Origin of the sequence: Salinigranum halophilum (assembly GCF_007004735.1) — an archaeon.
In the GTDB taxonomy this organism is placed as follows: Archaea; Halobacteriota; Halobacteria; order Halobacteriales; family Haloferacaceae; genus Salinigranum; species Salinigranum halophilum.
The window spans coordinates 624,786-645,011 of record NZ_SSNL01000006.1; the positions used below are offsets into that span (position 1 = coordinate 624,786).

Annotated in this window: 25 protein-coding genes and 3 pseudogenes; 6 read left to right on the plus strand and 22 right to left on the minus strand. The window is 61.7% G+C overall.

Annotated features, from left to right (window positions below; translation table 11 throughout):
* Positions 1-32 precede the first annotated feature (32 nt).
* The 6 genes from E6N53_RS18075 to E6N53_RS18100 all read right to left on the minus strand — a co-directional run bounded on the left by E6N53_RS18075 (position 33) and on the right by E6N53_RS18100 (position 5,087).
* Complete coding sequence (locus E6N53_RS18075) at positions 33-1,337, minus strand: DUF7405 family protein (RefSeq protein ID WP_142860861.1); 1,305 nt, start codon at positions 1,335-1,337, stop codon at positions 33-35.
* Between the two features lie 59 nt (positions 1,338-1,396).
* A complete protein-coding gene (locus E6N53_RS18080; protein WP_142860862.1) occupies positions 1,397-2,074 on the minus strand; it encodes an SCO family protein in 678 nt (225 codons plus the stop codon).
* Complete coding sequence (locus E6N53_RS18085; RefSeq protein ID WP_142860863.1) at positions 2,071-2,688, minus strand: hypothetical protein; 618 nt, start codon at positions 2,686-2,688, stop codon at positions 2,071-2,073. The genes E6N53_RS18080 and E6N53_RS18085 overlap by 4 nt, the downstream gene beginning before the upstream one ends.
* A gap of 4 nt (positions 2,689-2,692) precedes the next feature.
* Complete coding sequence (locus E6N53_RS18090; protein WP_161596606.1) at positions 2,693-3,985, minus strand: iron transporter; 1,293 nt, start codon at positions 3,983-3,985, stop codon at positions 2,693-2,695.
* A 233-nt stretch (positions 3,986-4,218) separates the two neighbouring features.
* On the minus strand, positions 4,219-4,761 hold the full coding sequence (locus E6N53_RS18095; RefSeq protein WP_142860865.1) for a winged helix-turn-helix transcriptional regulator: 543 nt from the start codon (positions 4,759-4,761) through the stop codon (positions 4,219-4,221).
* Positions 4,758-5,087, minus strand: coding sequence for a DUF7471 family protein (locus E6N53_RS18100; RefSeq protein WP_142860866.1), 330 nt, complete (start codon positions 5,085-5,087; stop codon positions 4,758-4,760). Before E6N53_RS18100 ends, E6N53_RS18095 begins: the two co-directional genes overlap by 4 nt.
* Before the next feature lie 341 nt (positions 5,088-5,428).
* Between E6N53_RS18100 and E6N53_RS18105 the strand changes: the two genes are divergently transcribed.
* From E6N53_RS18105 to E6N53_RS18115, 3 genes are read left to right on the plus strand one after another with little or no spacing between them, the layout of a single operon-like run.
* Entirely contained in the window at positions 5,429-6,115 is a 687-nt protein-coding gene (locus tag E6N53_RS18105) for an SCO family protein (protein ID WP_142860867.1), read from the plus strand.
* Positions 6,112-6,660 carry a redoxin family protein gene (locus tag E6N53_RS18110; RefSeq protein WP_142860868.1) on the plus strand — a complete coding sequence of 183 codons (549 nt, stop codon included), beginning with the start codon at positions 6,112-6,114 and terminating at the stop codon, positions 6,658-6,660. The genes E6N53_RS18105 and E6N53_RS18110 overlap by 4 nt, the downstream gene beginning before the upstream one ends.
* Positions 6,657-7,322 carry a cytochrome c biogenesis protein CcdA gene (locus E6N53_RS18115; protein WP_142860869.1) on the plus strand — a complete coding sequence of 222 codons (666 nt, stop codon included), beginning with the start codon at positions 6,657-6,659 and terminating at the stop codon, positions 7,320-7,322. Before E6N53_RS18110 ends, E6N53_RS18115 begins: the two co-directional genes overlap by 4 nt.
* Before the next feature lie 188 nt (positions 7,323-7,510).
* On the opposite strand, the gene E6N53_RS18120 is transcribed toward E6N53_RS18115, so the two are convergent.
* The 12 genes from E6N53_RS18120 to E6N53_RS18175 form a co-directional block, all read right to left on the minus strand.
* Positions 7,511-8,230 carry a DUF1405 domain-containing protein gene (locus E6N53_RS18120; protein WP_142860870.1) on the minus strand — a complete coding sequence of 240 codons (720 nt, stop codon included), beginning with the start codon at positions 8,228-8,230 and terminating at the stop codon, positions 7,511-7,513.
* A complete protein-coding gene (locus E6N53_RS18125) occupies positions 8,211-9,014 on the minus strand; it encodes an ATP-binding cassette domain-containing protein (RefSeq protein ID WP_201741200.1) in 804 nt (267 codons plus the stop codon). Before E6N53_RS18125 ends, E6N53_RS18120 begins: the two co-directional genes overlap by 20 nt.
* 68 nt (positions 9,015-9,082) lie before the next feature.
* Positions 9,083-9,895 carry an energy-coupling factor transporter transmembrane component T family protein gene (locus E6N53_RS18130; protein ID WP_142860872.1) on the minus strand — a complete coding sequence of 271 codons (813 nt, stop codon included), beginning with the start codon at positions 9,893-9,895 and terminating at the stop codon, positions 9,083-9,085.
* A 3-nt stretch (positions 9,896-9,898) separates the two neighbouring features.
* The gene (locus E6N53_RS18135) at positions 9,899-10,222 is read right to left on the minus strand and encodes a cobalamin transport operon protein (RefSeq protein ID WP_142860873.1); all 324 of its coding nucleotides are present in this window, start codon (positions 10,220-10,222) and stop codon (positions 9,899-9,901) included.
* Entirely contained in the window at positions 10,222-10,902 is a 681-nt protein-coding gene (locus tag E6N53_RS18140; protein ID WP_142860874.1) for an energy-coupling factor ABC transporter permease, read from the minus strand. Before E6N53_RS18140 ends, E6N53_RS18135 begins: the two co-directional genes overlap by 1 nt.
* Before the next feature lie 140 nt (positions 10,903-11,042).
* Complete coding sequence (locus tag E6N53_RS18145) at positions 11,043-11,453, minus strand: CopG family ribbon-helix-helix protein (RefSeq protein ID WP_142860875.1); 411 nt, start codon at positions 11,451-11,453, stop codon at positions 11,043-11,045.
* Positions 11,454-11,551: 98 nt separating this feature from the next.
* Complete coding sequence (locus tag E6N53_RS18150; RefSeq protein ID WP_142860876.1) at positions 11,552-12,340, minus strand: ABC transporter ATP-binding protein; 789 nt, start codon at positions 12,338-12,340, stop codon at positions 11,552-11,554.
* Positions 12,331-13,173, minus strand: a complete 843-nt coding sequence (locus tag E6N53_RS18155; protein ID WP_142860877.1) for an ABC transporter permease — start codon at positions 13,171-13,173, stop codon at positions 12,331-12,333. Before E6N53_RS18155 ends, E6N53_RS18150 begins: the two co-directional genes overlap by 10 nt.
* The gene (locus E6N53_RS18160; RefSeq protein ID WP_142860878.1) at positions 13,173-14,216 is read right to left on the minus strand and encodes an ABC transporter substrate-binding protein; all 1,044 of its coding nucleotides are present in this window, start codon (positions 14,214-14,216) and stop codon (positions 13,173-13,175) included. Before E6N53_RS18160 ends, E6N53_RS18155 begins: the two co-directional genes overlap by 1 nt.
* A 140-nt stretch (positions 14,217-14,356) precedes the next feature.
* Positions 14,357-14,785, minus strand: coding sequence for a CopG family ribbon-helix-helix protein (locus tag E6N53_RS18165; RefSeq protein WP_142860879.1), 429 nt, complete (start codon positions 14,783-14,785; stop codon positions 14,357-14,359).
* Positions 14,786-15,140: 355 nt separating this feature from the next.
* Complete coding sequence (locus E6N53_RS18170) at positions 15,141-15,701, minus strand: rhomboid family intramembrane serine protease (RefSeq protein WP_142860880.1); 561 nt, start codon at positions 15,699-15,701, stop codon at positions 15,141-15,143.
* A gap of 97 nt (positions 15,702-15,798) precedes the next feature.
* On the minus strand, positions 15,799-16,275 hold the full coding sequence (locus E6N53_RS18175; protein ID WP_142860881.1) for a hypothetical protein: 477 nt from the start codon (positions 16,273-16,275) through the stop codon (positions 15,799-15,801).
* A gap of 178 nt (positions 16,276-16,453) precedes the next feature.
* Here E6N53_RS18175 and E6N53_RS18180 point away from each other — a divergent pair.
* Positions 16,454-16,702 (plus strand): annotated as a pseudogene (locus E6N53_RS18180) (DUF6498-containing protein); the annotation flags it as partial.
* 75 nt (positions 16,703-16,777) lie between these two features.
* Here the strand turns inward: E6N53_RS18180 and E6N53_RS18185 are convergent.
* Positions 16,778-16,984, minus strand: coding sequence for a DUF6199 family natural product biosynthesis protein (locus E6N53_RS18185; RefSeq protein WP_142860882.1), 207 nt, complete (start codon positions 16,982-16,984; stop codon positions 16,778-16,780).
* 137 nt (positions 16,985-17,121) lie between these two features.
* On the opposite strand from E6N53_RS18185, the gene E6N53_RS18190 reads away from it, so the two are divergent.
* Positions 17,122-17,487: a DUF3267 domain-containing protein gene (locus E6N53_RS18190; RefSeq protein ID WP_142860883.1), complete on the plus strand. Its 366-nt coding sequence runs from the start codon at positions 17,122-17,124 to the stop codon at positions 17,485-17,487.
* A 207-nt stretch (positions 17,488-17,694) separates the two neighbouring features.
* On the opposite strand, the pseudogene E6N53_RS18195 reads toward E6N53_RS18190, so the two are convergent.
* The 3 genes and pseudogenes from E6N53_RS18195 to E6N53_RS18205 form a co-directional block, all read right to left on the minus strand.
* Positions 17,695-17,892 (minus strand): annotated as a pseudogene (locus tag E6N53_RS18195) (ATP-binding cassette domain-containing protein); the annotation flags it as partial.
* A 132-nt stretch (positions 17,893-18,024) separates the two neighbouring features.
* Positions 18,025-19,428 (minus strand): DUF6498-containing protein, encoded by a 1,404-nt coding sequence (locus E6N53_RS21370; RefSeq protein WP_236642412.1) that lies wholly within the window; start codon positions 19,426-19,428, stop codon positions 18,025-18,027.
* Positions 19,429-19,521: 93 nt separating this feature from the next.
* The gene (locus tag E6N53_RS18205) at positions 19,522-19,737 is read right to left on the minus strand and encodes a hypothetical protein (protein WP_142860885.1); all 216 of its coding nucleotides are present in this window, start codon (positions 19,735-19,737) and stop codon (positions 19,522-19,524) included.
* Positions 19,738-19,877: 140 nt separating this feature from the next.
* On the opposite strand from E6N53_RS18205, the pseudogene E6N53_RS18210 reads away from it, so the two are divergent.
* Positions 19,878-20,226 (plus strand): annotated as a pseudogene (locus tag E6N53_RS18210) (DDE-type integrase/transposase/recombinase); the annotation flags it as partial.

Consider the following 20,226-nt stretch of genomic DNA (forward strand, 5'->3'; position numbering starts at 1 on the left):
GATCGGCAGGGACACCAACGCTTGGTCAGCAGTTACTCATTGGGGCGTGGTGCAGGCACGGATCGATACCGTCGCGGAGGAACCAGAAAGTATCCGCGCCGACGGAAAAAGATGTATTCCAGAATACCGTTGTTGACGCGCTGACGGATCGTCGGAGCGACTTCGGTCAGGTCCGTCCCGTTCATCGCTCGACGGACGTCTTCGAACTCCGTGATTCGCCGCTGGAGCGTAGGGAAGTGGAGGCTTGCGACCGCCTGGTCCGATTCTATGTCGTCGGTCGATTCGAAGTGTCGACGGAGGAGTTTCACGTTTCCATCGGCGTCCCGATTCGCACGAGCCGCCTTCTGAGCGTGGCCTACACGACCGTACGTTTTTGCATCTTCTTCGATGTTATCAACGAACTGGTCGATACCACTGTCGGAACCGAGGTTGGAGCCGATTCCTTCGACCAAGTCGTTCTTCGTGTGACCAGGGCTAAACATCTCCGTCACTCGCTCGTCGTAGGATTGTTCTTCGTACCAGTCATCAAGTCGCTGACGGAGGTTCGAGATAGTCTTCGTGGTCCCACCAGCGAACGGGCCGTCTTCGATGGTAACGTAATCCTCGGTCGCTTGATTCCCACGGAAGCCCGTCTTGAAGCCCATGAACAGCGGGGACGCTTCTGGGACCGGCTTTGAATCGGGAATCCCCGCCGCGTCCTGATTGTCGGCTGGGAGCCCTGCACCGACGAACCCCGTTCGTCGAGAGTCGATCGTTGCGACGTCGGTAAGCCGTGCGTCGACAGCTTCACCGTTCGCTTGGTCGCGTTCACCCTGGAGTGCTTGCTCGGCTTCGAGGACGACGTCGGCTCGGTCACTCGCAAGGTGAACGACCGCATCCTGTGTATCGGATGCGGGAGACTCAAACGGCGACAACGACCGCGGTTGCGGTAGATCCACGTTCCCGGGGAGCGACTCCTCGAACCGATCGAAGTACGACGGCGAGTAAGCGACCGAGTGTAGGAGTCCATTATGACTCCACTCGTACGCTTGGTCCAGCACCGTGAGTGCTCGTTCGAGTGTCACCTGCGTCTCTGCCGACGGCGGACCGTCGTCGTCGAAATCGACGTACAAGAGCACCTGGTGATTTGGGAGTTGCGAGTTGCCGTGCTCATCCTGACGAATGTACTCCCGCCAGGCATGCTGGCGCGGAGGTTTCGCGTCCGGATTGCCGGTCGGGACCGGTTCGGAACCGATGCGGTCCAAGCACGCACTCAGCGCACTCGCACCGCCGGTTGCCACGGCAGCCTTTAGCACCTGCCGGCGTTGCAGATTACGGTCCGAATACAGAGGCACCATCGAGTGGATTAATACTAGTGATCGATAGCAAGGCAAGTTGTGGTTCAGCTCTCGAACGGCTACGACGAGCCTCGTCGGCGTAGCGTTCTTAGATCAGCCTGAATGCGTGCTGCTTGTGGGTTCTGACCCCGATACACGCGTTCGACGTACCCCTCAGCGTTCGTGAGAAGGATCACCATCGAGTGGACGAACTCGTATGCCGAGTGAGTCGACGCCGTCCGCTGGTAGGTGATCCCGAACGTGTCGGTGATGACCTCTCTCGTTCGCTTAGCAGACGAGGGACGGAGGAAGTGCCAGTTACCCGTCGTGAGATTGACGTTCATCCGCTCGGCGTACGCCCGAAGCGTGGATTCGGTGTCCCGTTCCGGGTCGAACGTGACCGGCAAGAACGTCACCTGGTCACCGTACCCGTTCTCAGCTGCGTCCACCTGTACCGCTCTGAGGTTCGCGACGAGCGCAGGGCAGACGTCCAGACAGCTCGTGAAAAAGAACGTGACGAGCGTCGGATGGCCGAACGCTGTCGTTGTGACTTGGCGACCGGCGAGCGGAGCCGGGAGCGAGACGCTGGGCAGGGGGTCGCCATATCCAGGATACGGGAGATCGATATCCGGATCGTACCCCTCTGGTGGGTCGAGCGAGACGTTCTCGGGTCGGCTGGTGAACACCCCGCCGAGGCAGCCGGCAGACGAGCCCACCCCTCCGACGCCGACCGCTTGCAGATACGTTCGTCGGTTCATCGCAAACCTCGCAGGTGGAAGAACACGGAGACGCCCGTGGATGTGACCGCGAAGAACGCCGCGATTCCGGCGAGCAGTTGCGTCGTTCTAAGAGACTGGCGAAGTGATGCCACCTCGTCCCGGAGTGCTGTGACCTCTCCGCCGGGCGCGGTCGTCGGAAGCAGCTGAACCTCGCGAGTCGTGGTGAAGCTCGTCGGTTCTCCGTCGGCCGTCGTCGTCACCGTAAGTTCGTACGTCCCGTTCGTCAGAAACGTGTGGGCGAACGTGAAATGCGGGTCGTCAGCTGGGATCTGGGTCGTCATGTGCGTGTGACTCCCGTCCGGTCCAACGATATCGACGGTAACCGGCTGGTCCGTGAGATCACCACTGTGTCCGTCCGAGACGGTCTCAGTCGGTCCGATCGCGGCGACGAATGTCGTCTCGACACCGGCGACCGGCCGCTCCGGGTTGGAATTGATCCCGAGTCGATACTGGTCCTTCTCAACGGTGTCCTGCCACTGGTGTGCACTGGCCGTTCCAGAAATCGCCGCGAGCGCGATCAGCGCGATGACGAACGCGAGGCAGACGACCCGCCCGGATTCCCGCGACGTCACGTCGGCAGATTCGTCGAACATCGACTCAAGGGACAGTGAACGTCATCGTGTCCATGTTCAGGAACGCCGTCTCGTACCCCTCGTGCCGGGCGACCTGCGGCGGGGTCGTCACGGTGAGTTCAATCTCGTCGCCGGAGTGGAGGTGGTCGACCATCCCGCCGTAGTGAAAGCCGAACTCGGGGTCCAGCGCGGGCTGCAATCGGCCGTCGAAGAGCGTCCGCTTCTCGCCGTGTCCCGTCGAGGTGATCGTCATGTCGAGTCCCATCCCCGGGACCACGAGGCGGTTGTACGGCGTCTGGGCCGAGACGGCGATGTACGTTCCGACGCCCTCGATCTGATGGCTGTGGGCCGACTCGTCCGTCTGCGTCTCGTTCGTCTCGTCGTGGTGGTCCCCACCGTTTTCGCTTGCACCATCGTGCTGGCCGGCACCGGCGAACCGTCCGTGTGAAATCGACTGAACGACGAATCGGCTGTCGCCACTCATCGCCTCCCCGATGTTCTCTCCGGGGAGTGGGTCCGGTGCGCTCCCACTCGGCATCATCCCCATAGCTGTTCCCGCGTCGCCCTCCATACTCATCTCCGCGTCGTCCTCCATCCCCATCCCCATCTCAGTCCCAGTCTCGGTCTCCTCGCCCATCTGCATCCCCATGCCCATACTCATTCCCATGGGTTCGATGGCGTCGAGTTCGCCGGCGCGCTCGTCGAGGATCTCGTACGAGATGTCGTTCCTGGCAGACTCACTGAATTCGAATTCGATGGTCGCCTGAGCGGGCTCTTCGAAGCGTCCCTCGAACTCGCCGAACCGATCGATCTGCGTGCCGCCCACGCTTACGTTTACATCGTACGTTCCATCGCCGTCGAGCGGGAAGTTCGCGCCGTAGTGAAAGCCCATCTGTTGTGAGAGCATCGGATAGATCGCCTCCTGCGTGACGAGCGATCCGTCTTTCACGATCTCAACCGACAGCCCAGTCGCCGGGACGACGGTCCCCGTCTCTCGATGGAACGGTGTCGCCATCAGATGGATCATGTCGTCACGCTGAATGTCGATGCGCCGTGCGACGAACGCATCCTCTTCCTGTTCGATAACCCAGAACCGGTGTGGATAGCTGTACATGAGGCTGATGGACAGGTCGCCCGCCATCCCCATTCCGACCATCTCCATGCCCTCCTGATGCGTCGGGACGTAGACCGCGTTCGGTCGGTCTTCGAGAACCGGAGGCTCGTTACCGACCCTCGTCTCGAACACGGAACCGAGACATCCAGCTGAGGCACCCATCGCCACCGCTCCTGCGAGTCCGAGGGCCGATCGTCGTCTCATACGTGTGGTTACGGAGTACGAGGGTTGTCGCTTCTGGTCCATTCGACGAATGTACCCCTGCGCTGGGTCTCGAACCACGCCAGCTGGAACGTCGTCACTTCGGTCAGAGAGTGTGAACCGCCTCGGGGTCAAGCCCCGTGGCATTCGCCTCGACAGCCGGTAAACCGTCTCGACACGGCAACCGTGTTCGGCTGAACGTGGGTTCGAGACCCGACACCACGGAGGCCGTTCGCTCACTCGAAGCCGTCGTCGACGTCGCGATGGTCGGCCGAGAGGAGGCTGTCGACCAGCCGCGTGAAGCGGTCCACGAGCCGACCGGGAAGCGATGGTTCGACCAGTCGGAGCATCCGCACCGTCTCCTCGGGGTGGGCGACCACGAGCGTGACGCGATTCCGTGCGTCGCGCTCTTTCACCACGAGTTCCTGTTCGACGAGATGGTCGAGGTGCCACTCGAGCGTGCTCCGGGCGATGTCCAACTCGTCGGCGACCGCACCGGGCGGACTCGGGCCGTTCCGAATCAGGCACACCAGCACGTCGCGGGCCGTCTCCCGGCGTAAGACCGCGATGGCCCCCCGTTCCCACGGGCCGTACTCCGGTGTGAAGTAGTGGGTCCGGCCGTACAGCGACTCCTCGACGACGTCATCGGCCCGTTTGAGCTTCTTCAGGTGGTACTGTGTCTGTCCCGGGGCCAGGTCCAGCACCCGAGTGAGCTCGTTGAAGTGGACGCCCGGGTGATCCACGACGTGTTTGCGGATTCGGTCTCGCTGGTGACTCACGACGCTGGCACCTCGTTCGAGACGGCTCTGGCGTAGTAGACAGCCGCGACGACCAGCGCGACGAGTACCACGTCCATCCCGTGTTCGAGGAGGTGATGCGTCGACGGTGAGAGCATCCCGAACATGCTGACGCCGGCGACGAGCGAGCGACCCAGCAGCGCCGCGAACGCGGCCACTATGAGGAGGTACGGCCGCGACCGTCGCTGAACGAACGCGGCGAACGCCAAGCCCAAGAGTACTGCCGTCCCGACCGCCGCGACAGTGACGAGGACGAGTAAGGTGACCGACCCAATGTCGGGCAGTGTGTGGAGCAGAACGGTCACCATAGTTTCGTCCTTCGGCGCGTGCGCACCTGAGTGTGTCGCTACGGGTCCGGCTGGAGGTGTAGGCTCACTTACGACGTAACCCTCCGACGACCGGTTGTGAGATGATTCACAGCGAGAAGACGGTGTATCCGATCATGAGCACGACCAGCGGAAAGTGCCCTCAATGGGTAGCCGACACGGATACGTACCGCTTGACCGCGACGTAATATGCTATCACGACCGTGACGACAACCGAAAGACCGACCGGAGTCTGGGTTCGGAAAACGGGTTCGGTCCTTCGGAGCCGCGTTTTCGAGAGCTAAACCAGTCAGGCCAAATGTTCGAGGCCGTAAGTGCCGAGTATGCATCGACGAACGTTTCTCAGGTCGACCGGAGCAGTTGGAGCGATCGGTGGAGTCGCCGGCTGTCTCGGTGGGCTCGGCGAATCGGGGGCCGAGGGCACGGTGCTTGGGCCGCCCGAACAGGACCTGAGCGCAGCCTCTCACCCGAGTTACGGGGACGAGATGCCCGCGTTCACCGTCCCTGACCCGATCACGGGCGAGGACGTATCGGTCGCGGAGTTCGAGGGCGATCGGGCTGTCCTGTGGACCTCCTTCTACACGAGCTGTCCGGACGGGGTTTGCCCCGCTCTCGTTCTCCGGCTCCGGCGCGCACAGGCCGCCGCTGCTGAGGGCGGATACGGCGACGAAGCCGCGTTCCTCGCGCTCACGTTCGACCCCGAGCGCGACACCGCCGACGTCCTCCGCGAGTACGCCGGCCAGCAGGGCGTCGATCTCGACGCGGGTAACTGGCACTTCCTCCGTCCCGAATCGTACGAGGCGGGCCAGGAGCTACTGGACGAGCAGTTCGGGCTGGTAATCGAGAAACGGTCCGCCGACCAGTACGAGAATCTGGAGTACCAGTTCCCCCACTACGGGCTGATCCTTCTCGCCAACAAGGAAGGGATCGTCGAGCGAGCGTACCCGAGGGGTCCACGGACGGACATCGAGACACTCGTGAGCGACTTCGAACGGGTGGTCACCGCGTGAGGCGTCGCCACTTCCTCGCTGGAATTGCCAGCGCGGGCCTATTGGGAGGTGCCGGACTCGTCGCGACGGGGAACGCACCGGCGGCCCTCGGCTTCGGTGACGACGGTACGGAGCCGGTTAACCCGACGACCATCCGGACGGTCGATGCCCCGGGCAGCCGCGACGGTAAGGTGACGATTCCAGCGACTGGGCAACCCACGTTTGTCGATTTCTTCGGGACGTGGTGTGCGCCCTGTATCGAGCAGATGCCGGCACTTCGCGAGGCCGAAGCCCGAATCGGAGACGAGGTCTTGTTCGTCTCGGTGACGACCGAAGACGTCGGTGGCTCGGTGAGCGAGGAGACAGTCGCCGACTGGTGGCGTGAAAACGGCGGCGACTGGCTGGTCGCCGCCGACGTGACCGCCGAACTCGCGGCCAAGCTCAACGTCGGGGGGTATCCGACTGCCGTGGCACTCGATGCGACCGGGAGAGTCCAGTGGTCCGACACGGGTGTCCACACTGCCGATGAACTCGTCACGAAGATCCAGGCCACCCTCGAGCGATGACAAGTGAGACGCTCGTGGCCAACGTTCCGTTCGCGCTCACGGCGGGGGTCGCGACGTTCTTCTCGCCGTGCGCGTATCCCCTCCTCCCAGGGTACGTTGGCTTCTATCTAAACTCGGTGGAGGCCGAGAACGCGTCTCTCACCGGAGCAGGGAGTCGCGGAGTCGCAGCCGCGCTGGGAGTGCTCGTGACGTTCGCACTTCTCGGCGGTGCAACGGCGTGGGTCGGCCAGGAGACGCTATCAGATATTACGATCTTCGAGACGCTCGTCGGCGGATTACTCGTCGTATTCGGGCTGCTCGTCGTGCTCGAGCGCGCCCCATCGCTGTCGTTCTCCCTGCCGAAGCGCCGATCGAGCGTGTTCGGATTCGGTCTTTTCGGTGCGGGATACGCGCTGGCCGGGGCCGGCTGCGTCGCACCGATTTTCCTCGCGGTCGTTGCCCGCGCGATTGCACTCCCGACTGAGGCAGCGGTGCTTGTTTTAGCGGTCTACGCTGGTGTCGTCGCTGCCCTGATGGCTGCGACGACTATCCTGACCGGGGTTGGGCTCGTTAGCAATACCAATCGCATCATGGCTTACTCCGGACACATAAAACGCCTCGCCGGCGCGGTCATGATACTCGCGGGGCTCGGTCAGCTGTACCTCTCTCTCGTCGTCTACTGATACACAACTGACTCTTCTATCAGTGACTGCTTCCTTGAGCTTCATCGGCAGATGTTCACGTGTAACTCAGCAGGTCGCAGACGTAGTGATGATACGGCTGACAGTTGCCAGATCTACTCTGTAGTGTTCGAACTCGGCGCTTTGCAGCGGGGAGGCGGCCCGAGACAGCTGTCAGACCGATACAACCGTTATATCCGTTTTGCTGTCACGTGCCGAGTCCTCACTGCGAGGACCGTCGCCAGTATCGTCAGCACGACAGCACCCACAGCGGCGATTTCGTGCGCCGGGGAGACGTGCTGGACGGTTCCGTTTACGATCGGCTCGACCGGTAGGAGGGTGTGATGCGGTGTCCCGACGATCGGGACGAAGTAGTCGACGAGGTCGTTGAATCCGTACCAGACCACGGCAACGAGAATCGCTCGGCCGGGAAAGTCACTGTAGCGATGGATGAGGAACGCTTGGATAACCATCCCGAGGTGCGAGACGAACAGGAAGGCGTACATCACGTTCGACGCGAGCTCTCGCCCCAGTAGTGGAACGACCTGCGGTGGTGGCGTGACTGTCGCGAGAAACGCGTCCGCGAACACTGTCAAGACGTACGGCGTCCAGAGGCCGAGCTTGATACAGCCGAAAAACGCCAACACGTTCAGGTACTCGTTCGACCGGCCGAGTTTGTACAGCGCCAGCGAGCAGGCGATGAACAACGTGGCTATCGGACTGTCCGGGACGACCGGCCACGCGACAATGGGCTCGAGTCGGAACTGCGGGATGTAGTACCAGAAGCCGAACACCGTCCCCACGAGGTTGATCGCGACGATTACCCACGCGTACTGCAGGGCAACCGTCTCAACCCGCCGAGGAAGCGGCGCGAGATACCGGGGAAGGCGCTCAGTCGTGTCTACGCCCATCTGGAGTCTGTGTCTGTGTGGTTGCCAGGTCGTTGGCTTCTGTGAGAAGTGACACGAGATCCGCTTCCGTCACTGGCTGTGCGGTCGCATCCAACCCCGCATCCCGAGCCACACGAACTGGGCTTGGCGGGTGAAGGTTCGCGTCCGCCAACAGCGCGCCGTCGTAGAACACCGCTCGGGGCGTCCCGCTTCCGACGACGTTGCCGTCGGCCATCACGCAGACTCGGTCTGAGACTTCAGCGGCGAATTCGAGGTCGTGGGTCGACAGGACGACGCTGATACCCTCTTCGTGGATCTGCTCGATCCGGTCGGCGACCAGTTGAGACCGCTCGGGGTCGAGGCCCGCCAATGGTTCGTCCAGCACGACCACACTCGGTTCGAGGACGAGCACGCCGGCGAGGCCGACGAGACGTTTCTCGCCACCGCTCAGGTAGTGTGGGATTCGATCTTCGAGGTGGCTCGCGTCGACGGTCGCGAGTGCCTCACGAGCGCGGGCTCTCGCTTCGTCACCGGGCACGCCGTAGTTCTGGAGGCCGAACATCACGTCATCGAGGACCGTGGGGGCGACGAGTTGCGTATCGGCGTCCTGAAAGACGAAGCCGACTTCCTTTCGCGCGTGTGCTTTGTTGTCCTCGGTAATCGGCGTGCCGTCGACGACGAGGTCGCCGTCGTCGGGGACGAGCGTGGCGTTCAGGTGTTCGAGGAGCGTCGACTTCCCGGCGCCGTTGCCACCGACGAGCGCGACGACTTCGTTGGGGTACACCGAGAAGTCGACGTCGTGCATGCCGACTGTCCCGTCGGGGTAGGTGTGGGCCTCACACTGGAGGTCGACCAGCGGCGAGTCCTTTCGGCTCACAGCCCCACCCCGTAGACCGCGACCGCTGCGTAGCCGACGACGGCGACGTACGAACCGACCACGACGAACAGTTCGTGGATCGGTGGCCGCGAGACGTCGCCGTACAGCGTGATGTCGCCGTTGTAACCACGGGCTTCCATCGACTTGACGAGGCGTTCGGACTGCTCGATCGCCGTCAGCAAAGTCATCCCGAGGATCCGGGCGTACAGCCGTTTGTTCGACCAGAACTCCGAGAAGTTCGCACCCCGGGAAAGCGCGGCTTTCACGAGGTCCTCGAGCGTCTCGATCATGACGAACGTGAACCGATACGTAAGCAGCGCGATCTGGTCGATCGGCCGGGGGAGTAACCGCCCGAGCATGTACGCAATATCCGTGTATTTGGTCGTCATCGATGCCGTCAAGGCGAAGGTGACGACCGTAAGTGACCGGCAGGTGAGTTCCCCGAAGAGCACGAGCCCTGCCAACGTGACCGAGAGTTCACCGAGCGGTGTCGAGAGCGCGCCACCGATTGGCGTCCCCGGTTCGAGAAACGCCAGCGGCCCGGCGACGGAGACGATGAACAGCATCGGGAGCGTGTACCAGCCAGCGAGCCGCCGATACGGCAATCCCGCCAGACCATAGATTACGAGGACGGATCCATACAGTCCGGCTAGGAGCGCGAGGCGGTCGAACACCGTGACGGCGAGGACGAGCGCGCCGACGACCCCGACCTTCGTCCATGGGTTGACACGGTGTAACGGTCCGTCCCGTCGCTCTGCGAACGCCGTGATGAGCCGCGGGTCCGGGACGTGATTCGAGAGTGTCGTCACAGTTTACCGGGCCTGGCGGTCTCCGTCTCCGAAGCCGCCGTAGCGGTCGGCGTAGACGTACATGCCGACACCAATCACGATCATCAAGAGGACGAGCCCACCGAATTCGAGCATCAGCCCACCCTTTCGGATCGGGCCAGCGACGACGATGCCGCGGCCGAAGTCGACGAGCGCGCCACCGCTCTCTTGCACGCCGCGCTGGAGTGCCTGAGCGGAGCGCTTCGCCCACGGGAGTGCGCCGCCTGTCGCGGTGAAGCCCCAGTACCCAGCGGCGAGGAAGGCCGCGAAGAGGGCGGCCAGGCCACCGTACTGTTTCCAGCGCTGCATCAGGCCGTCACCCCAGTGGATTCGCCGCTGGTGTCGCGTCCGGCGAGCCCGACGAGATCGGGGCGGACGGAGGCGAGGAACTGAACGATAAAGCCCGTCAGGATCCCCTCGATGACGGCGACGCCGAGGTTGAGCCCGACGAGACCAGCGACGGCAATCGTCAAATCACCACGCGGCAGTGCGCTCCCGTTCACGCCGCTGATGACGATGATCGCACCCATCAGGAACGCGCCTGCCGAGAGACCGAGCGTCGCGGCACTGGCGCCTGCGGGGAAGACGTCCCAGTCCATCCCCATCAACGTCTTGAACGCGTAGTAGGCGACGATGGCTTCGCTCGCGTTGACGAGCGTGTTCGCGCCGAGCAGGCCGACGGCACCGTGGCCGAGCGCTGCCGAGAAGATGTTCACGACCAGCGCGATGAGTGCCCCGAGCAGCGGCCCAGCGAGGATGCCGACGAGGCCGGTGAGATTCATGTGAATCCCGCCCCACACGGGGATGTTCAGCTGGAAGATCGCGAAACTCGCGGCCGCGCCGATACCTGCGAGCGCGATCTGATGCGTTTTGATACCGCCTTTTCGGACTCGATAGACCACGGCGCTGATCAGTCCGGCGCCAAGCAGCGTCCAGAGGATCAGTGCCCACAGCGGGAACGAGCCTTCTCCGAGGTGAATGTGTGCCATCTCTGGGTTGTCAATTTTGGACACGATTATAATAAAGTTGCTGTACGGGACCAGAGCAGATAACAATCATAGCATAGTATACCGTTCTGCTTTGATAGAACAGGGAATCGACACTTCCGTCGGCACGAGTGACTTCGAACCTACTGCTCGCTGATCTGTGCGTTCATGACATCGACGGGTACTACCGTGTAATCGACCGAAATGGATTCATCTGCTCCTCGAACGGTGCCGATAAATCGCAGGGCATCTTCGTATGCAGCCTCGATTACGAATGTCTCGACACAGCCTGCGTTACCTTCGAGACAGTTGTGAGAGTTCGACCGAATTGACGCTTCGAATTCGTGGCGGATGTCCATCATCCGGCGTTCGATCTCCGGTTCATCATATCCGAAGACCGCAGTAACTGTCGCCAAGACCCGCCGGCCCTCGTAGTCTGTCTCTCGATACTCTTCGAGCAATGACTGGCACGCTTCACGGATGACCTCACTTCGTCCGGTGTAGCCGTGTTCTTCCGCAAATGTATCGAGACCGTCCCGGAGTCGCTCCGGCATCGAGGAGCTCACGATGGGCATATATTAAAAATATGCTCAAAGATAATAGATATGGAGGTGTGAAAGAGAGTTGTTAATAAACTTGCCGCAAGAGAATATCAGGCGCTAGTGTCACCTGGACCCCCGAGTTCATCCCTGATTCGCGCGACGTACTCCACGAAGTCGTGGTCCGTTCGTTCTCGCGGGCGCGCAAGGTCGATCGAGATGGTCGACTGCACAGTCCCTGGATCAGTGCCCATCACGATGACCCGGTCGGCGAGCGTCACCGCCTCGTCGATGTCGTGCGTGACGAACACGACGGTCTGGTCGGTTTGTGCCCAGATGTCCAGCAGTTCGGCGTGCAAGCGGTCGCGCGTCCGCGCGTCGACGCTGGCGAACGGTTCGTCCATCAGGAGGGTCTCTGGATCGGGGGCGAGCGCGCGAGCAATCCCGACGCGCTGTTTCATGCCGCCGGACAGTTCCTTCGGATACGCGTCCTCGAAGCCGTCGAGCCCGACGAGATCGACCAGTTCCCGGACTCGCGCCTCGCAGTCCGCACAGTCGCAGGCGGGCCGGTCGAGGCCGAACCGGATGTTTCCACGGACAGTTCGCCAGGGGAACAGTGCGTACTCCTGAAAGACCATGCCTCGGTCCAAACCCGGGCCAGTAACCGGGTCACCGTCGACCAGAACCGAACCACTGTCCGGGTCGTCGAGACCCGCTATCGCCCGCAGCAGTGTCGTCTTTCCACAGCCGGACGGTCCAACCACACAGCAGAACTCACCCTCCGACACCGAGAACGACACGTCCTCGAGCGCCTGGGTCGAGTCGTACCCCTTACTGACGTTCCGGACGCTGATCTTCTCGCGTGACTCTCGATTGGTGGAGGAGTCCGTACTTAGCGCCACGCGAGCGCCCTCCCTTCGACGAGTCGGAACCCGACGTCCATACAGAGGAACGCCAGGCTGATCAGGAACATGTACGCGACGCTGGTCGCCATCGCGAGGTTGTTGGAGGCGTTGATGATCTCGTAGCCGACGCCCGGCGCGCCGAACAACTCGGCACCGACGACGATCATCCAGCAGCGACCGATGCTCGTCCGGAACCCAGTCAACACCTGGGGGGCAGCGCTCGGGAGCGCCACCAGTTTCAGCATCGAGAGGTCGCGTTCTACACCGAGCGTCGACGCGGCATCGGTCAGGTCGGTCGAGATGCCTTCGACGCCACCGTAGGCGCCGTAGAAGTTGATCCAGAACGCGCCGACGAAGACGATGAACGCCGCGCCGGTGTGGTGGATCCCGAACCAGACGATGGCGAAGACGATCCACGCCAGTGGCGGAATCGGCCGGAGCACTCGGACGAGTGGCCGCAACCAGTCGTCCAACGCACCGTTCCAGCCCATCGCCAGTCCGAGCCCAATCCCACAGCCCGCACCGAGAAGGAGGCCAGGAACGTAGTGGAACAACGTCTGTGCGAGGTGTGCGAACCCCGTCGGTAACACCAGACTCGAGCCAGCCACGGGGACCGTAATCGCAGTCGAGGTCGCGAACAAGTCGATGAACGCGCGCACGGAATCGAGGGGGCCCGGAACCAGATACGACGGCTGGGTCGTCGTCGCGCCAACCCACCAGACGAGGAGGAACACCAGGAGACCGCCCAGGCCGCGCAGATACCGACGCAGGTCTCCCTCGAAACTGCCGATGACGACCGCGTTGGAACTGGTGTCGGTCTGCGTGCTCATTACTGGAGTGCGTCGTATGGATCGAACGCGAACAGGTCCTCAGTCGCGACCGGTTCCTCGATGTTTCCGACACTCGCGACGAACTCACCCATCGTTGCGGCCTGATCGGTGATCGCGTGCGGGTCCGAGATGAACTCCGACGCCTTCGAATCCATGGCAGCCCTCGCGAGGTCCGCGCTCACACCGGAGCCGATCACGGAGGCGGCATGGGCGGCGGCGGCATCCGGTGAGTCCGCCGTGAACTCGGTTGCCGCGATGTGCTGTTCGACGAGTGACTGGGCGACCTTGCTGTCGTCGAACACCCGCTGGTTCGCGAACAGCACCGTGACCGGGTGGTTGTCCAGTATCTCTCCGGACCAGGCCAGTTCGCCGAAACCATCGTCCTGTCCGATGATCGTCGCGAACGGCTCCTGGATAATCGTCGCGTCGATATCGCCCGACTGGATTGTCTGGACCGCCTTCGCGGGCGGGACTTTCGACTTGTCGACGACCGACTCCATCTCACCGATGTCGAGGTCCTCCTGAATCCAGTATCGGAGGACGATGTCGGGGACACTCCCGTCCGGTGGGGCACCGAATCGGACCTTACGACCATGTGCTTCCTCGAAGCGCTCGAACGCAGCCGCCCCCTCCTGTTCGTAGAGATCAGCGAGGTCGGTCGTTCCCATGACTTTGAAACCGTTTCTCGAGTTCGCCACGAGGATACCGGCTTCAGTTCCCTTGTCGACGAGGACCATCGAGGGAGTGATTCCGAAGAGCGCGACGTCGACGTCACCGCTGGCGAACGCCTTGACGACGCTTGGGCCTGAGCTGAACCGCTCTATTGTGACCTCTGCCGGGACAGCCTCGTAGTAGCCCTCTCGTTCCATCACGTAGTGTTGCATGTTCGGGTAAATCGGGACGTACGCGACCGTGACGGAATCGAGTGACCCACCCCCTCGGCTGGACTCCCCTCCTCGACCGAGACAGCCAGCGATACCCGCCGCAGCAACCGTGCTTGCGCCTGCTTTCTGAAGCAGCCTTCGGCGCGAAATTTGGACCATCTATGTTGCTAACTTTAGAAGCTATTATAATAATACCTGTGATTTAGATAGAGACAGTTAATACTCAAATGGGTTCGAAAGCGGAGATGCTGCTAGGCGTTGCTAGAGTTGGCGTGAACGCAACGAGCAGGAAAACAGAATCAGTTGATATCGGCGAGCGGCCCGAAGTCATCCACCGGCACCACGGAGTAGTCGATAGTGAGCGTGTCCTTCGTCGCTCGGATCTTCCCGACGAACGTCGAGATCGCTTCGAGCGATCCTTCTAACACGAACAGTTCCATGCAGTGATGGCCGCCGACGTGACTATGGAAGTTCGACGCGACGATGTCCTCGTGCTCGTGGCGGAGGCGCATCATTTTCTCCTCGACACTCGTGGTTTCGTAATCGAAAACCACTGTGACGACGCCCATCAGGTCTCGATCTTCGAGTTTCGTATCTTCGAACTCACCGAGGAGGTTTCGGCTCGCCTCACGGAGTACCTCACTGCGACCAGTATAGCCGTGATCGTCCGCGAACTGGTCGATCCGATTAAGCAACTCTTCCGGCATCGAGACGCTAACTACGGTCATATAACAACGTAGTTCATATAAAATATTAAATATTATCATCTCCAGCTACGGTGTTACAGTAATTCTGAATATCATCTCACACGATAGTGGGATACCTTCGCTCTAAGAATCACTAAGTCTATCCGAGATTATGAATTGTTTTTGAAACGAATTGCAGGGTTAGTCGGAAGCCTGAAACGGATTTAGTCGGAGCGAAGAGAACAGAAGGCACACATCAATTCTATACTCCGAGGTTGTGGGAGACAAATCAAGCTTTCACGGGAATCTACGTCTCAAGGGTTGAGAAGCGGTATCGTCCAAGAAACACCACACAGAAACTGACGTCTCGGGACCTTCAGCGGCTGCAGACCCAACATCACGGCCGCAATACGCCCAGTCGTCCAGCGACGACTCCGAGGACGACGCCGGTGAAGTGCGCGACAAGGGCAACGCCCGCGCTGGCGGTGACCAACGTTACGACGAGTGCGACACCCACCACGAGCGCGAGGGTCGCACGCGGGGCGAGATCCAGTCTGTCGAGCACTCCACCGGTGAGTCGGTTCCCGGCGATGGCGTAGCCGTACAGCGCGAGAATGGCACCGCTCGCGCCGAGAACGGCCACCGACTGACCGAACAACCCCCCGACGAGGAGTTCGGCGAGACCGGATAGCGCGCCGGTCACGAGAACGAACAGGTGGAGACGGATTCGAGTCGTGAACTGCTCCAGCGCAAAGCCGATGAATATGAGTGCGACAGAGTTCGCGAGGAGGTGTGCGAGATTCGCGTGGGCGTAGACGCTGGTGACGAGCGTCCACGGCCGCGAGAGCGGTGCCGCGAGCGCGAACCACGCCGACCCCACTCCGACGAATCCACCGAGTGTCTCCAAGACGAACACCACACTGAAGAGCGCGAGCAGGTCCAACGTTGGAGATCGCATCACACGACAGTTCGGGAGCGAGATAGATAAACTGAGCCACACCGGAGCGATGCAGCGTGGCGGCTGAACTCAGTATGCGAACACGCTCCACAGCCACTCACCGACGCCCCCGAGAGCCGACCTCATCCGGTCGCTCCACGTCGACGGCAGTCTCGAAAGTGTAGACGACATCAGGGTCGGCCTGTCCCCGCGCCCAGTCGTCGCCGATGGCGGTTCCCTCAAAGCGGTATGTCGCCCGCGTTACCGTCCGGTTCTCGGTGTCGACCACGACACGAATCCGTGCGGCCGTCACGTTCTCGACTCGATCGGCTTCGTTCCGGTTCCCGGCCTCGAAGACAGTGAGCGGCGTCGTGGGTTCGAGCGTCGCCTCGCCTGGCTGCCGCTCGGTCACCGACCACCCGTCCACGTCAGTAGCGGGTGGTGTCAGCGCACCCTCGTCGAGTTCGTAGCGTGCCTCCCACCAGAAATAGCCGGGGACAGCCCGAACTGACCTGTCCTCGACTGGTCGCGACCCGAGGAAGAAGATCTCGAACCCACGGACCCCCCGTGACCCAGTCCTCGAATCGGCGTACATCGATGTCCCACGTGCCTCTCCTCTATACAGTTGCCGATACTGTCGGTCGGTGCGGTCGACGAGTACCCGGAGACAGTCGCAAGCAGAGACGCCGCGCGCCACGAGCATCGCAGACGGCTATCTCTCGACAGACCCGTTTCAGCACAGATTTCACTCGACAGTGACGGCAGCCAAACGAATGCCCGCGATTCGGCACGGGAAGTTCCCTCCACGGTCGGTCGGCTTCCGTCCAGTTCTCGGTGCGAACCTCCTCCCACTCATCGGCGTGTTGTGGCTCGGATGGGACCCCGAGACACTGGTCACCGTCTACGGCTGTGAGTTGCTACTGTTGTTCCCGCTTGCGGGGGTGAAAGCCCTGTTCGCCGGTCGCCCGCCACGCACCGACCGAGAGAGTGACGTCATCAGCGTCTCAGGTAGCGGCCTCGTCGTTATCCCGGAAGGACTCTGGAGACTTGCACATTCACAGTCTGCGACGTGCAGTGCCTGAACAAATCGAAGCACGTCAAACGAGGTATGAGAGCCCCACGACGACGAGGCTCCCCCCGATGAATCGATACGTCCACACGATCCATTGAGATGGCTCGGACGACGAAGACGACATATCGCGTAACGATTCGAGACCGAAGTGATACACCCTCCTCGGGAAGGCGAGATATGCGAGACCGAAGAGCACCAGTACGACTCCGGCGAGTTGGAAGAGGCGATTCATAGAAAACGATTCAAAACAACACCACTTGAATCTGGAACATCGGGGCGACACGTAAGCCGTACTCTCCACACCACGAGCCCGGTCGTGGTAGAGAGCGCCGAACTGGTATTTCCGTGGCTGCGTTCGCCTGAGATACGATGGGAATCGGAGAGACGGTTGAGTCCGAGGTGGTTCTCGCTGACCTCGAGGTTACTCGCGGACCCGCCATCCAGTTGACCGCAGTCGGGACGCTCGGGATGGTCGTCGCGTGGGGGCTGTTCAGCGCCCTCTACGAACTCGGGACTGGACAGGTGGCGGCACTCAGAATCCTCTCACCCGGGGTCGGCTGGTGGAGTGTTGCGGTGAACGTGTTGGTCGTCCTCATTCTCGGGACCGTCCTCATCGTTCCTCACGAGTGGCTTCACGGCCTCACAATCCGGTACTACGGTGGACGAACCAGATACGGCGCGGCGTCGCTCACTTCATCCTGCCGTACGCGCACGCGACGACCGATAGAGAGATGACGTGACCTACCCACGTTCGGGGGCATCTTTCTAGGCTGTCGAACGGACGTGGATCACAACAGGGAGCTAACTGTCTCCGAGACGATAGCTCGAAACAGATTGCGGTGAAATGTGTTCTGACGACGTGGACTCCGGACCGTCGACCGACGTGGACAGACGTACTCATGGGTGTGTTGGCCGTCTTCTGGGTGCCAATCGATATCTTCGGCGAGCCTCGCCGGTAGAGGCGTTCGATAGCCCGGTCAACAGACGCATCGTCGTCTTGCCCGCGCCGTTCGGCCCGAGGAAGCCGTAGACCGTTCCACGAGGGATAGACAGCGAGAGGCCATCGAGTGCGACCTCTGACCGGTACGTCTTTTTGAGGGCTGTCGACTCGATTGCGTGTTCGTGCGGAGTGACGGGCATCAGAAGTACCGACAGCTGCGGAAACGACGCCTATACGTTTCGACCGCGGCTGGGGGTGCCGTACCGCCGCCCGTGGTTCGGCGTGGAGCAGCGGTCGAACAGGGACGAAGCGGAGTCGTGCCGACAAACGAGTCAGATTCGAGAGAGCGCGGCCCAGAGGAGCACGCCGACCGGGAGCAACAGAAACGGTCCGAACAGGACGGTGAGCGCACCTGCCATCGCGTCGCTGACGCGGGAGCTGAAGAACAGTCCAGCCGGGACGGCGACGAAACACAGCATCAGCACGCAGGCGGCACCGATCACTGCCGGGTCACGCTCCGGTCGTTCCGTCTCTTCGACCGGGAGTTGGAGCGTCTCGACGACGCGGTCGATGTCCCCGACTGGTCCAACCTGTGCCTCACCCCCATCGACTGACTCGACACCGGAGATGGTGAGCGTTCCCGTCCCGAGCAACCGGTCGGCGATGGCGTTCTTCACCGAGAACTCGGTGAAGGAGTCGACCGTGACGATCCACTGTGGCGCTTCGAGCAGCGTGTCGTACGCGACAAGGGTGTCACCGCGGCGTTGATACTCGACAGTGCCATACCGGAAGAAGTAGCTGAGGACCCGTGCGGCGACGATAGCACAGACGATGAGTAGTCCGAGAGCGACCCAGACTGGTTCACGAGAGACGACCGCGAGCCCCAGGAAAGCAAGCGCGCCGAGACCGAGACGGTTCGCGAATCCGAACGCGACCGACCACACGCTCCCGAGCAACACCGACGTCGCGCTGACGGAGACTCGAGCCTGCACCTCAACCTCCGGGAGTTCGAGTTCTGGCGGTGGTTCGCTGGCGTCTTCGTCGACGAGGCGGTCTCCGGGTCCGATAATCGGCGTTCCGACGTGCTCGAGGTAGAGCCGGTACAGCGACGCAGTCGTCTTCGCGAGGACGACACTAACGAGGGTCAACAGGCCGCCCGTCCGGCCGCCACCAGCGGCAAACACCCCGAGCGACAGCACGAGTACCGTGAGCTGTGCGGGAGTTCGCATGATTTCCTGTGCGGACACCTCGGTGTACTGCTCTGTGCTGATGTACTCGAAGAAGAAGTCGGCCACCTGTGCGACCACCAGCGCACCGAGTCCGAGAACGAGGTCGAGTGAGAGGACAGCCGGCGGCTCTGCCGCCAGCCAGTAGAAGATGCTCAGTGGGAGGACGGTCACGGACCACACCCCCAGCATCGAGAGCGCGAACGGGATATTTCGCGGATAGATGGGTGGCCAGGTAGCCCTCAGATTCCAGCCACCGCGTTTCTCTCGGAGCTCGTGCAACGGTTCGATCTGGCCCGAGAGACCCGGTGACCCACGCTCGGCGAAGAGCGTCTTGACGGCTGCCAGGAGGACCGTACTGAACGCTTCGGCCCAGTAGACGACGAGGAGCGACCAGAGGCTCCAGCCCAACGCGACGACGCCGACGAGGGGGAGGAGGTTCGCACCCAATACGGCCGTGGCACCACCGAGTACGAACGTCCACGACGAGATGCGGTCGCGAAGAGTCACTGTGAGCTGTTTGGACGTACGGGCCTGGGATTCACGTGAACACTGCTTCGAGCGCGGCCACGGGCGAGGCAAACGCGGTTTCTGACCCACACATCAGGGAAGCAACGACAGAAGGTCGATGAGTGTCTGTTTCACTCGTTCGTTCGGGACGACGAGCGCGACCGAGAACATGAGGAACACGACGCTGCCAACCGCCAGTGACGCGAGGAGATCAGAGCCGGTGGGTCCGAAAACGTACACGACCGCCGCCGCGACGACCCCGCTCAACAGGACGAACGCCCACCTCCGGGCACGCGTACGGGTTCGCATCTCGTTAGAAACCTGAATACCCGAACATGTTAATCGTTACGACAGATGGCGTCGTTTCGTTCCACCAGGTACATTACTCATCACAGCCGCCTTCTGGTCTTGTTAAGTTAGGAATGAGGCGGTCAATTTCTAAGTTGTCTATGCCCGAAATCGACCGCCTCAGCGAACACACCGAATGGATTGACTTGGAATTTGTGGAGCGACAGCGGACACCCGAATTCGCGATTCAAGTGGGTATTCAACTCCATCTTGCGGGATTGTCGCTCTCGAATACCAAACAGTATCTTGGGAGGTTGGGTGTCGAGCGAAGTCGAACCGCCATTCACGACTGGGTGCAGAAAGCCGATCTACAGCCCGACAGCGATGTGAGTCCGAATCAGATCGCGGTTGACGAAACCGTGATTCGCGTCAACGGCCAGCGCCACTGGCTGTACGCTGCGGTCGACCCCGACACGAACAAATTCCTCCACGTGCGGCTGTTTCAGACGC

Bases quoted from the DNA above. Each gene is read 5' to 3' on its own strand.
- E6N53_RS18075 (WP_142860861.1), bottom strand. From the start codon at position 1,337: ATGGTGCCTCTGTATTCGGACCGTAATCTGCAACGCCGGCAGGTGCTA.
- E6N53_RS18080 (WP_142860862.1), bottom strand. From the start codon at position 2,074: ATGAACCGACGAACGTATCTGCAAGCGGTCGGCGTCGGAGGGGTGGGC.
- E6N53_RS18085 (WP_142860863.1), bottom strand. From the start codon at position 2,688: ATGTTCGACGAATCTGCCGACGTGACGTCGCGGGAATCCGGGCGGGTC.
- E6N53_RS18090 (WP_161596606.1), bottom strand. From the start codon at position 3,985: ATGAGACGACGATCGGCCCTCGGACTCGCAGGAGCGGTGGCGATGGGT.
- E6N53_RS18100 (WP_142860866.1), bottom strand. From the start codon at position 5,087: ATGGTGACCGTTCTGCTCCACACACTGCCCGACATTGGGTCGGTCACC.
- E6N53_RS18105 (WP_142860867.1), top strand. From the start codon at position 5,429: ATGCATCGACGAACGTTTCTCAGGTCGACCGGAGCAGTTGGAGCGATC.
- E6N53_RS18115 (WP_142860869.1), top strand. From the start codon at position 6,657: ATGACAAGTGAGACGCTCGTGGCCAACGTTCCGTTCGCGCTCACGGCG.
- E6N53_RS18120 (WP_142860870.1), bottom strand. From the start codon at position 8,230: ATGGGCGTAGACACGACTGAGCGCCTTCCCCGGTATCTCGCGCCGCTT.
- E6N53_RS18125 (WP_201741200.1), bottom strand. From the start codon at position 9,014: ATGCACGACGTCGACTTCTCGGTGTACCCCAACGAAGTCGTCGCGCTC.
- E6N53_RS18135 (WP_142860873.1), bottom strand. From the start codon at position 10,222: ATGCAGCGCTGGAAACAGTACGGTGGCCTGGCCGCCCTCTTCGCGGCC.
- E6N53_RS18140 (WP_142860874.1), bottom strand. From the start codon at position 10,902: ATGGCACACATTCACCTCGGAGAAGGCTCGTTCCCGCTGTGGGCACTG.
- E6N53_RS18145 (WP_142860875.1), bottom strand. From the start codon at position 11,453: ATGCCGGAGCGACTCCGGGACGGTCTCGATACATTTGCGGAAGAACAC.
- E6N53_RS18155 (WP_142860877.1), bottom strand. From the start codon at position 13,173: ATGAGCACGCAGACCGACACCAGTTCCAACGCGGTCGTCATCGGCAGT.
- E6N53_RS18160 (WP_142860878.1), bottom strand. From the start codon at position 14,216: ATGGTCCAAATTTCGCGCCGAAGGCTGCTTCAGAAAGCAGGCGCAAGC.
- E6N53_RS18165 (WP_142860879.1), bottom strand. From the start codon at position 14,785: ATGACCGTAGTTAGCGTCTCGATGCCGGAAGAGTTGCTTAATCGGATC.
- E6N53_RS18170 (WP_142860880.1), bottom strand. From the start codon at position 15,701: ATGCGATCTCCAACGTTGGACCTGCTCGCGCTCTTCAGTGTGGTGTTC.
- E6N53_RS18175 (WP_142860881.1), bottom strand. From the start codon at position 16,275: ATGTACGCCGATTCGAGGACTGGGTCACGGGGGGTCCGTGGGTTCGAG.
- E6N53_RS18185 (WP_142860882.1), bottom strand. From the start codon at position 16,984: ATGAATCGCCTCTTCCAACTCGCCGGAGTCGTACTGGTGCTCTTCGGT.
- E6N53_RS18190 (WP_142860883.1), top strand. From the start codon at position 17,122: ATGGGAATCGGAGAGACGGTTGAGTCCGAGGTGGTTCTCGCTGACCTC.
- E6N53_RS18205 (WP_142860885.1), bottom strand. From the start codon at position 19,737: ATGCGAACCCGTACGCGTGCCCGGAGGTGGGCGTTCGTCCTGTTGAGC.